Origin of the sequence: Streptomyces sp. NPDC059900 (assembly GCF_050270335.1) — a bacterium.
In the GTDB taxonomy this organism is placed as follows: domain Bacteria; phylum Actinomycetota; class Actinomycetes; order Streptomycetales; family Streptomycetaceae; genus Streptomyces.
The window spans coordinates 1-10,213 of record NZ_JBNNJZ010000296.1; the positions used below are offsets into that span (position 1 = coordinate 1).

Consider the following 10,213-nt stretch of genomic DNA (forward strand, 5'->3'; position numbering starts at 1 on the left):
GTCCTGAAGCCCTCGGACCTCGCCTACAACCCCACCGGCGAGATCATCTTCCCGTGCCTGCGCGGCACCGTCGGCAGGGTCGCCGACGCGCTGGGCCGCTACTACCTCTACTACGCCCCGCACGACGCGCCCGGCGGCATCTGCCTGGCCTACGGCGACTCGATCGACGGCCCCTTCACCGAGTACGACGCCAACCCCCTGGTCACCAACAACTGGCAGCCGCACTACAAGGTCAGCCATGTCTCCTCGCCCCACGTGCTGTGGAACGAGGACGCCAAGGAGATGTGGCTGTACTTCCACGGCGAGAACACCACCACGCGCCTGGCCCGCTCCAAGGACGGCATCCACTTCACGTACGACAAGGTGGTGCTCTCCGCCTCGATGCTGCCCAGTGGCACGACCGAGACGTCCTACGCCCGCGTGTTCCGTCACGACCTGCCCTCGCGCGGCGCCCGTTACGTGATGCTCTTCATGCTGAACAACACCACCAACCACCGTGACATCGGCTGGGGCTGGTCGGCCGACGGACGCAACTGGACCTTCGACCAGAAGCCGCTGATCCGGCATGCCGACGTGGGCGCGCAGAACGTGGGCGGGCCCCACCTGCTCACGCGCGGCAACAGCGCCTATGTCGTCTACAACACCGACAAGGGCAGCGGCGGCAACATACTGATCACCGAGGTCGGCAAGGACTTCTCGCGCCGCGATCACCTCGGTGTCTTCCACGACTCGACGAACGGCGCCCCCGACAACGGGCGCAGCGCCTCGCCGAGTTTCGGCACGGAGAACGGCGTTCCCTACATGATGTACGAGGCGGGGGAGCGGCTTCAGGGCGCGATCGCTCTGGCGCGCGCGAAGTAACGGGAGTTACGGGGGGAGTTGCCTGACTACGCCCGGGGACATGGCGGCTTCTGCCATGTCCCCGGGCGCTGTTGTCATGAGGTGACCGTCAGCGCGGTCAGGGCGCCCCCGGACGCGGCGGTGACGCGGAGCGCCACATAGCGCGCCGTGCGGTCGGCGCGCAGGCTGCCGCGCGCCGAGAGCCGCGCCGAGCCGTCGTACGTAAGGCCGTCGAGGCTGAACTCCAGGTGTGCGGCCGGGGCGTGGCCGCCGCGCCACCGGGTGCGGATCTCGCCGATGCGCAGTTCCGCGCCGAGGTCGACGACCATGCGGTCGTCCTGGCCCGCGGACCACGCGGTTGCCTCGTCGCCGTCCACCGCGGCCTGCGGGTCCGTCATGCCGGGCGGCAGCGGGGCGGTCGGGAAGGTGATGCGGCCCAGGGCCAGATCCGTGCGGGGATAGGCCGTGGCGCGGGGGACCGTGACCGTGGTCGTACGGCCCGCGCGGACCGTGGCGCCCACGCTCCTGCCCTGCGCCGAGACGGTGACACGGCAGGCCGGCCCGCTCAGCCGCACGGTGGCGCCGTCGACGACCTCGGCGCGCAGCCCGGCGGGCAGGTGCTTGGCGGTCAGTGTGAAGCGTGGCGGTGCCAACAGGGCCGATGCGGCGGGCAGTTCGAGGCGATAGGCCGATGCGGACTCGGTGAGGGTCTGGACGCCCTCGTAGAGACGGGCTTCTCCGGAGCGGGCGCGGGGGAGTGTCACCGTCGTGGTGACGGCGTCCGGGGACAGGTTGAACAGGCTCAGGTAGTCCTCCGTGAGGGCCGTCTTGACGTGCGCGGAGTCCGCCGAGGGTGTCTTGCGTGCGGCAGCGGCGCGCAACTCCTGAGGTGTCGCACCGGGCAGCCCTTCGACCAGCAGGCTCTCGGCCGGACCGTCGGAGAGGACGACCGTGTCGCCGTACACCGAGATCGGGTGGGCGCCGACCCGCACGACGAGACCGGCACGGCCGTCGACGTCCAGCCACCGGCCGCGGCTGGTGAGGTCGGGCTGCGGCCAGGCGACCAGATCCGTCCACTGCTCCCCGTCGGCCGAGCCCTGGAGCCGGTAGGCGCGGCCCGCCGCGTTCTCCCAGCGCAGCGTCACCCGGTCGACGGACCGTGCGGAGCCCAGGTCGACGGCGATCCAGCTGTCCGCCCGGGTGCGGTCCGCACGCGACACCGCCCAGCGGCTGGTGCCGCCACCGTCGATCGCGAGCGAGGGCTCCTTGCCCGGGTCGAAGGACGAGGCGAATGCCTTCGCGCCGCCGGCGCGTGCCAGGTCCTCGCCCGCGGCGCCGTCGCGTATCTCGAAGGCGTACAGCGAATAGCCGTACGACGGATCGGGTCGCACGCCCAGCATCCGCAGATGCCGGAACTGGCTTGCCGGGAAGGTGAGTTCGTCGGTGCGCGGACCGCCGGAGGGTCGGTCCCCCGACCCTGCCTTGACGGTGGTGCTGCCCTCGGCGGTGCGGTAGGTGCGGCTGCCGTCCAGGCCGGGGACGCCGGGCATGGACAGGTTGTGCACCTCCAGGTGACCTTCCCCGGCCGCCGTGCCGGACGTCGCGTAGACCACGGCGCCCGACGGCAGGGTGGTGAACCCCGCATGCCCGTCCTCCAGCGCCAGCACGCTCGCGCTCCCGTCGAAGCCGTCCCGAAGCCGCGTGTACGTGAGCACCTTCCGTCCGGTGACCTCGGGCCGGGTGCTCGGCAGGAACATGGGTGTCGTGCCGCTGAGCGCGAACAGCCAGTCGTCGTGCGCCGGTTGCCAGGCGAACTTCACGAAGCCCGGCTTGCTGACGGTGCCCGCCCAGGCGCCGGGGGACTGGTGGGAGACCAGGCCGGGGCCCGTGCCGTGGTCCCTGACGCCGCTCGCCTGCTCGAAGAGCTCGGTGGGGGAGAGGGGCCGCACGGGCGGCTTCCCGGAGCGGGCCCGCCACTCGTGCAGGAGGTAGCTGATGGCCACCTCGGCGCGCGCCTCCGGCTCGTACTTGGGTTCGCCGGAGAACTTGGCGATGCGGTACTCCGGCGGGTACGTCTGATAGGCCTCCAGGCGTTCGGCGAGGGCGCGCTCGCAGGCGGCGGCGGCACGGTCGCCCGTGACCTGCGCCAGGAAGGCGAGGGGGATGACATCACGGCCGTAGAGGTGCTCACGGTCGGCGACCATCGGCATCAGGGGCTCGCCCGCATCGCTCATCACTCCGAGCAGCGTGCGCCACAGCGGGACGGCGTTGGGCTGGGCGGTGAGCACCTCGGGCAGGGGCTGTCCCGAGGCGAGGAAGTGGGCGGCGTTGCGGCCCGAGGTGCGCCAGAGCTCCTCCTGGTAGTGCGGGCCGAACGAGCCGTGGTTCTCGACGATGAAGGTGTCGTACAGGTTCTGCGCGGTGTTCGCGCTGACGGCGACGCCGTCCACCTTCGCCGGGTTGGCGAGGTCGGCGGCCGGCAGGCCCGCTTCGTTGCGGCTCCAGCGGCCGAAGGCCGTGCGCCACGTGTCATGGCGCTGATCGTCGCTCGCCCAGGCCAGGGCGGGGGCGAGCGACTGGGCGTAGATGCCCATCTCTTCGAGCTTGGTGTCGCCCTTGAAGCCACCGCTGAGCCCGTGGGGAGACCAGTCACCGGAGTCGGGATCGTCGCCCGTGCCCAACTCCGCCGTGTACTGCGCCTGGCCGCGGACGATGGTGTCCACGTGGTGCCGCGTCGTCTCGTCGAGGTCGTCCCAGAGCAGGCGTGCCGCCAGGACGAAGTAGGACTGGAAGGTGGTGTCGAAGAACAGCTTCCGGCCCCATTCCTTGCCGCCCGTCAGCCGGTTGGAGGCCGCGAAGTGCTTGAGGGTGGCGAGCGTGCGGGTACGCAGGGTGTCCTTGTCGACTCCGGCGCGCTCGGCGTCGTAGTGGCCGCGGGTCAGCAGGACGGCGTTGCCGAGCACGACGGCGAACCCGAAGTCCTTGGCCTTGTAGTGACCTTGGGCGGGGTCCCACTGGGTCTCGGCCCAGCGGGTGTGCGTCAGCAGGACCCGGTAGTAGGTGCTCGCGATCGCGTCCGGCTCCGCGGCGGCCGAGGCCTGTCCCGAGCCGAGGGTGAGCGGGAAGGCCGCGACGGCGCCGGAGACCCCGAGCAGCTGGAGGGCTTGGCGGCGTGTGAGTCCCCGGATTTGCTGCGGCATCGTGGCGCGACCTTCCTTGGACAACGTTGTCAGAGTGCGGTCATTCTTCGGGTGCCCCATCCGGCACGTCAAGGGTCCTGCCGCATCACGCGTCACACCGCGCGACAACCGGGGAGATCAGGGACCACTGGTCGGGGCGTCGCTGGGCGCGCCGTCCGGGTGCGAGGAGAACGGGGGCGGCCACGCGGGGCGGTGGGACGGCGGCAGGGACAGCAGGGCCTGGCCCACGGTGAGATAGCGGGGGAACATCTCCACGCTGCCGGTCACGGTCAGGAGCGATACGAGATGGCGTCCGGCTCCCGCAAGGAGCAGCTGCCCCTCGCGGCGCCGCAGCAACCACCGCACTCCGAGAAGGCAGTTGAGGCCACGGGAGTCGCAGAACACGAGCGCCGTCACATCGAGAACGAGATGTCGATGACCCGCCATCACGGACTCGCCGAGCGTGCGCAGGAAGAACTTCTCGACGCTGTGGTCGAGTTCACCGCTCACACGCAGCACGGCGCACTCCTCGCACCGTGCGAGCTCGTGGATGATGAGGCGATGGGTCTGCGTCGACATCGCGCCTCCTTGTGGTCGTCGAACGGAAGCCCGTGCGCATGCCGAGGCACAATGTGCCTGGCTGCCGGGTCCCCCGTCCATCCCTCCGTACGCCTCTCCGCCGCCATAAGGACGGACGAGTTCGCGCTGCGGCGTGATCCCGGTGCGATGGACCTTCGTTTCGACGAGCCGCCGGTGACTTCTGTCATCGCGACGTGTCACGGGTGCGTGTGAGGTCGGCGCGGGCTCCTTCGGTATAGCGGGCTACGTCGGTGCAGGGGGGGCGCGGCTGTCGGGCCGTGGCTGTTTACCCGAGCGGGTTGTCCCTGTCGCGCAGGGCGGTCAGTGCGGGGGCGTACATGCGGGTCTTGATGGTGCCGAGAGTGGGGCCTGCTTTGTTCGCCTGTGCGCCTGCGATCTCCACTGCCGTCCGGCGTACGGCGTCCTCGTCGACCGCGTGGTCGACCACGGCGGCGGCCAGCGCGTCGTGGCCGCCGTAGCGGCGGGCGGTGGTCATGGCCTCGTGCGCGGTCTGCGGGGTCAGCCGGGCCTGGATCAGAGCGGACATGCCGGGAGTGAAGGGGATGTTGATGTCGGCCTCGGGCAGGCACCAGTAGCCGCGGTCGGCGCGCATCACGCGGAAGTCATGGGCCAGGGACAGCATCGCCCCGGCCGCGAAGGTGTGTCCTTGCAGCGCGGCCACGGTGACCACCGGCAGGGACAGCATGCGGGCCAGGAGTCCGTGGACGGTCACGACGTAGTCCTGGTGCTGCTCGGCGTGGGCGAAGAGCCAGTCCAGGTCGAGGCCGTTGGAGAAGAACTTTCCCGTCGCGGCGGTCACCAGGGCGCGGGGCCCCTCCGCCTTCTCCACCTCGTCGAGCGCCGCGTCGACAGCCGTGAGCCAGTCGGGGTGGAAGCGGTTCTCGCCGTCTCCGAGGTCGAGGATGAAGACGTTGTCCTGGCGGTCCAGTGCGGGCATCGTGGCTCCGTAAGCTGTTGGGCGGCTGAAGCGGTACGTTCCCGGCGCGTCGGTGGCGCGCGGAGCCCGACCTGGGGGTACTCGTCGGTAACTTATGGCGTGGGGCAGGGCGCGTGCAAGGGGTCGGACCGTTTGCCGGCGGCTGCTTGGGCGACCGCCCGGTGGCTGCTTGGATGGTGTTGACCTTGACGGCCGATCCGGGTGACCGGAATAGAGGGGGGAACGTTCATGGCGCTCACCAGCTGGGGGTTCATCTACACCGCGGCAGGCAGCGACGCGCGTGGTGACGTGAATGTCGTCGACACGGGGCAGTGCCGGACGGTGCTCGTGGGGGTGGAGAAGCCGGAGGACGGCATCGAGGCCGCGCGCCGTCTGGTCGGCGAGGGGGTTCAACTGATCGAGCTGTGCGGCGGCTTCGGGCCGGTGTGGGCCGGGCGCATCATCGAGGCGATCGACGGGGCGGTTCCGGTGGGCGTGGTGGGCTACGGCCCCGAAGCGATCGACCAGGTCCACGCGATCTTCTCCTGAGCGAGCGAGCAATCGGGCGGGTGGGTAGGGCGGGCTCTGCGCTGGCCCCACCCACCCGCACGTTCCCGGCGGGCGCCCCGTACGCGCCGACCACGCCGGAAATCAGCCGGATGCTACGATCCGTGATGTTCATGTGTGATCCGGATCGTGAGAGACAGGGAGGTGGGGCTGATGACCGCGCTCAAGGCCACTGCCATGCGCACCGCCCGGACCCTCCTCACGTTCCGGGCCGTGGCCTGACTTCAGGCGTATTCGCCCTCGCCGGGAGCGTGAGCTCGCGGGGCGTCACCCACACGAACCCACCATGAAACGGATCACCGTCCACCATGAGCAACACCTGGATCACCCGCGCCGAAACCAGCGCTGACATCCCCGCCGTCCGCGCCATCGTCGTCGCCGCCTTCGACACACCTTCGGAGGCCGACCTCGTCGACGCGTTGCGCGCCGACACCGCGTGGATCGACGGCCTTTCGATCGTCACCACCGACCAGGACGGCACGCTCGTCGGGCACGCGCTGCTGACCCGCTGCCACATCGGCGACACCCCGGCCCTGTGCCTGGCCCCCGTCGCCGTACTCCCCGAGTACCAGAAGACCGGCGCCGGTACCGCGGCCATCCGCGCCGCGCTCGGCGCCGCCAGGGACAAGGGCGAGCGCTACGTCACCGTCCTCGGGCACCCTGCGTACTACCCGCGCTTCGGCTTCACCCGGGCCTCGGCGTACGGCATCGGCATCAGCATCGACGTCCCGGACGAGGCCATGATGGCCCTCGCCCTCGACGCCGATCACCCGCTGCCCGCCGGCACGGTGCGCTACGCCGCGCCGTTCGGCATCTAGCGCCGCACCGGGCGGCGTTCGCCCCGAGCGGGGCCGGACCGCGGCGAAAGTCGCATGCGTGAGCGCCTGCCGGTGGTCATGATGTGAATCATGACTGTGTACGCCGACACCCCTGCCCGCCTTGGCCAGTGCCGCCTGTCCGACGGCCGGTTGCTCGGCTGGGCGGAGTGGGGGCCGTCGGACGGGATGCCCGTGCTGTTGTGTCCGGGTGCCGCGACGAGCCGGTGGCTCGGCTTCGGCGCGGGGGTCGTCGAAGCGCTCGGTGTGCGCCTCGTCTCCGTGGACCGCCCGGGGCTCGGTGCCTCAACCCCCGCGCCCGGCCGGACGTTCTCCGCCGTCGCCGGTGACATGCGGCAACTCTGCGTGCTGCGGGGGCTGGGGCGGCCGCTCGTGGTCGGGAACTCACAGGGCGCGCCGTTCGCTCTCGCCTGCGCCGAGGCAGGTGTGGCATCGGCACTGGCCGTTGTCTCCGGCGCGGATGAGGTCGCCGCGCCGGAGTTCGCCGCCACCCTGGCGGCCGATCTGCGCGGTCTGGTCGAGCGGACCGCGTGCGATCCGGTCGGTGCCGAGGAGTTGTTTGCCGGCTTCACCGCGGATGCGATGTGGGGCATGGTCATGGCCGGGAGCCCGGAGTGCGACCTCGCGGTGTACCGGGATCCCGATTTCGCGGTCGCATACCGCAGAGCCTTGGACGAGGGCTTCGGTCAAGGTGGCGCCGGGTACGCCCGCGACACGGCCCTGGCCATGAGCCGCTGGCCGTTCGCCCTCGATGCCATCACTGTCCCCGTCGACATCTGGTACGGCGAACGGGACACCAGCCACTCGCCCGACAACGGAGCGCGGCTCGCCGCCCGTATCCCCGGCGCCCGACACCGTGTCGTACCGGGAATCGGCGGCGCCCTGCTGTGGACACACGCCGAGCCGATCCTCGCGTCGCTGCTGGAGAAGGTCGCCACCGACAGGTAAGGGGCCATGCGCGCCCGCCATCGGGAAAGTCCGTTGCGAGGCGGGCCCCCGGCGCCGGAGAGTGGGCTCATGACCGTGCCCGCCGCCCTTCCGCCCGGCCTGGCAGTGCGCCCCGCGACCTTCGACGACGCGTCGGCGGTGTGCGCGCTGCTCAACGAGATCGACGTGCTGGAGATCGGCCGCGCCGACACCGATCTCGACGACATACAGGCCGATTTGAAGCATCCCGAGCTGGACCTGGAGCACGACTCCTGGCTGCTGTTCGACGACGGCCGGCTGATCGCGTACGGCCTCCTGTGGGACGAGTCGGGCGGCGAGCGGATCGACGCCGAGTACTACACGCTGCCCGACCGCCCCCTGGCTTCCGAGTACCTCCTGGACCTGATGGAGGCGCGCTGCGCCGAGCTGGCGGCCGCCAACGGAGCGGACCGCGCGGTGGTGCACCTGGAGCTCGGCATCACGCCCACCCTGGACCTGCGCGTGATGCGCGGGCGGGGCTGGACCCCGGTGCGGCGCTACAACGCGATGGTCCGGCCGCTGTCCACCGCCGCGGACCGGCTGCCGGAGCCGCCGCCCGGTGTGACCCTGCGCTCCTGCCTGGACGAGGCGGATCGCCGACGCGCCCATGCGCTGATTCAGGACGCCTTCACCGAGCACTTCGACTTCCATCCGCGCACGTACGAGCAGTGGTTGGACGACATCGACGCCGAACATGCCGACTGGTCCCTGATGTGGATCGCCCATGTCGAGGGCGTCGGGGACGCTGCGGTGCTGCACACCCGCAACAACCGCGCGTCGATGGCCTGGATCGGTCACATCGGCGTGCTGCGCCAGGCCCGCGGCCGGGGCCTGGGCAGCTATCTCCTGCGTCATGCCTTCGGTCACTACGCGGACCTCGGCCGTGACCGGATCGGCCTGGGCGTGGACACCGGCAACAGCTCCGGCGCGCTCGCCCTGTACGAACGCCACGGCATGACCCGTGACTACGCCGTCCAGACCTGGGAGTTGATCAGGCCCGTCGTGCGCTGAAGGGGCGGATTCACACGGCCGCCGGGAACGCGAAGCGTATGTCGGTCAGCTGCTCCGACACTTCCCACAGGCGGCGGGTCGTTTCGGGGTCCGTCGCCACGGGAGCCAGCTTGACGCGCTTCGGTGCGCCGCGCAGCTCGCCCATGCCGCCAGGGCCGATGAACTGGCCGCTCTCCACCGTCGGTTCGGTCGCCGCGTACAGCTGGGGCAGTGCGCCGTCGGCCGGGCGCTGGGCGAGCAGCGGACTTCCGATGCGGCCGAACACCAGCTGCCACAGGCCGGTCGGTGTGTCCCACTGGAGGTTGGTGGCGGTGTAGCCGGGGTGGGCGAGAACGCTGCGTACCGGGCTGCCGGACTGTGTCAGGCGGCGGTGGAGCTCCCACCCGAAGACGGCGTTGGCGAGCTTCGACTGGTTGTAGAAACCCATGGGCTTGTAGCGGCGCTCGCCGGTGAGATCGTCGAAGCGGATCTGTGCCTGCCGGTGATTGACCGAACTGACCGTCACCACCCGCGGGTTGCTCCCCGCGCCCAGCAGGTCGAGCAGCAGCCCGGTGAGCGCGAAGTGCCCGAGGTGGTTGCAGGCGAACTGCAACTCGTGACCCTGTGCGCTGAGCGTGCGGGGCGGCGCCATCACGCCCGCGTTGTTGATGAGCACGTCGAGGCGCGGATGGTCGGCGCGCAGTTGATCGGCGAAGGTGCGGACCGATGCGAGGTCGGCCAGGTCGAGGCGGCGTACCTCCAGGCTCGCCTCCGGTTGTCCGGCGGTGATCTCGGCGACCGCCCGGCGGCCCTTCTCCGTGTCGCGTACCGCCAGGATCACGTGCCCGCCCCGTGAGGCGAGCGCGCGTGTGGTCGCAAGACCGAGCCCGCTGTTGGCTCCGGTGACGACGAACACCCGCCCGGTCTGGTCCGGTATCTGCTCGGCTGTCCAGCTCTGTTGCTGCGTCATGCGGCACATGTTGTCGCCCGTGGCACTCAGTGTCAAGAGGATCCTGAGTGACATGGAAGGCATTACGTGTACGATGGCCGGGTGAGTACGCGCCCCGAAGTGACCATGGCCGAGCGCAAACGGCAGCTCGTTTCGAGCGAGTTGACCGAGGCGGCGCTGCAACTCCTTGCCCGCAAGGGATTCGACGCGGTCACGATCGACGAGATCGTGACCACCGCCGGGGTCTCCCGGCGGACGTTCTTCCGGTACTTCGCGTCCAAGGAGGACGTGGTCGTCCAGTTCCTGGCCGACATGGGCGTCGGCATCCACGCGGAGCTGGCCGCTCGCCCCGAGGGGGAGCCGCCGTCCT

General features: G+C 70.7%; 10 protein-coding genes. 6 read left to right on the forward strand and 4 right to left on the reverse strand.

The features are described from left to right. On the forward strand, nt 1-861 hold an 861-nt coding region (locus tag ACQKIP_RS29585), incomplete at its 5' end, for a hypothetical protein (RefSeq protein ID WP_427744625.1). Nucleotides 862-935: 74 nt separating this feature from the next. Here the strand turns inward: ACQKIP_RS29585 and ACQKIP_RS29590 are convergent. The 3 genes from ACQKIP_RS29590 to ACQKIP_RS29600 form a co-directional block, all read right to left on the reverse strand. Further along, nucleotides 936-4,040, reverse strand: a complete 3,105-nt coding sequence (locus tag ACQKIP_RS29590) for a discoidin domain-containing protein (RefSeq protein ID WP_365864525.1) — start codon at nt 4,038-4,040, stop codon at nt 936-938. A 117-nt stretch (nt 4,041-4,157) separates the two neighbouring features. Then, entirely contained in the window at nt 4,158-4,598 is a 441-nt protein-coding gene (locus ACQKIP_RS29595; RefSeq protein WP_365864523.1) for an STAS domain-containing protein, read from the reverse strand. Nucleotides 4,599-4,884: 286 nt separating this feature from the next. Continuing rightward, a complete protein-coding gene (locus tag ACQKIP_RS29600; RefSeq protein WP_365864521.1) occupies nt 4,885-5,556 on the reverse strand; it encodes an enoyl-CoA hydratase-related protein in 672 nt (223 codons plus the stop codon). A gap of 228 nt (nt 5,557-5,784) precedes the next feature. Here ACQKIP_RS29600 and ACQKIP_RS29605 point away from each other — a divergent pair, with 228 nt between their 5' ends. The 4 genes from ACQKIP_RS29605 to ACQKIP_RS29620 all read left to right on the forward strand — a co-directional run bounded on the left by ACQKIP_RS29605 (nt 5,785) and on the right by ACQKIP_RS29620 (nt 8,915). Further along, the gene (locus tag ACQKIP_RS29605) at nt 5,785-6,084 is read left to right on the forward strand and encodes a DUF6506 family protein (RefSeq protein ID WP_365864520.1); all 300 of its coding nucleotides are present in this window, start codon (nt 5,785-5,787) and stop codon (nt 6,082-6,084) included. 326 nt (nt 6,085-6,410) lie between these two features. Continuing rightward, a complete protein-coding gene (locus tag ACQKIP_RS29610; RefSeq protein WP_365864519.1) occupies nt 6,411-6,920 on the forward strand; it encodes a GNAT family N-acetyltransferase in 510 nt (169 codons plus the stop codon). 90 nt (nt 6,921-7,010) lie between these two features. Continuing rightward, nucleotides 7,011-7,886 (forward strand): alpha/beta fold hydrolase, encoded by an 876-nt coding sequence (locus ACQKIP_RS29615; RefSeq protein WP_365864517.1) that lies wholly within the window; start codon nt 7,011-7,013, stop codon nt 7,884-7,886. Between the two features lie 69 nt (nt 7,887-7,955). Further along, the gene (locus tag ACQKIP_RS29620) at nt 7,956-8,915 is read left to right on the forward strand and encodes a GNAT family N-acetyltransferase (RefSeq protein WP_365864515.1); all 960 of its coding nucleotides are present in this window, start codon (nt 7,956-7,958) and stop codon (nt 8,913-8,915) included. Nucleotides 8,916-8,925: 10 nt separating this feature from the next. Here ACQKIP_RS29620 and ACQKIP_RS29625 read toward each other — a convergent pair whose 3' ends face one another. Then, nucleotides 8,926-9,864 carry an oxidoreductase gene (locus ACQKIP_RS29625; RefSeq protein WP_365864513.1) on the reverse strand — a complete coding sequence of 313 codons (939 nt, stop codon included), beginning with the start codon at nt 9,862-9,864 and terminating at the stop codon, nt 8,926-8,928. A gap of 105 nt (nt 9,865-9,969) precedes the next feature. Between ACQKIP_RS29625 and ACQKIP_RS29630 the strand changes: the two genes are divergently transcribed. After that, nucleotides 9,970-10,213, forward strand: a 244-nt coding sequence (locus ACQKIP_RS29630) for a TetR family transcriptional regulator (RefSeq protein ID WP_427744630.1), incomplete at its 3' end; no start/stop codon positions are given.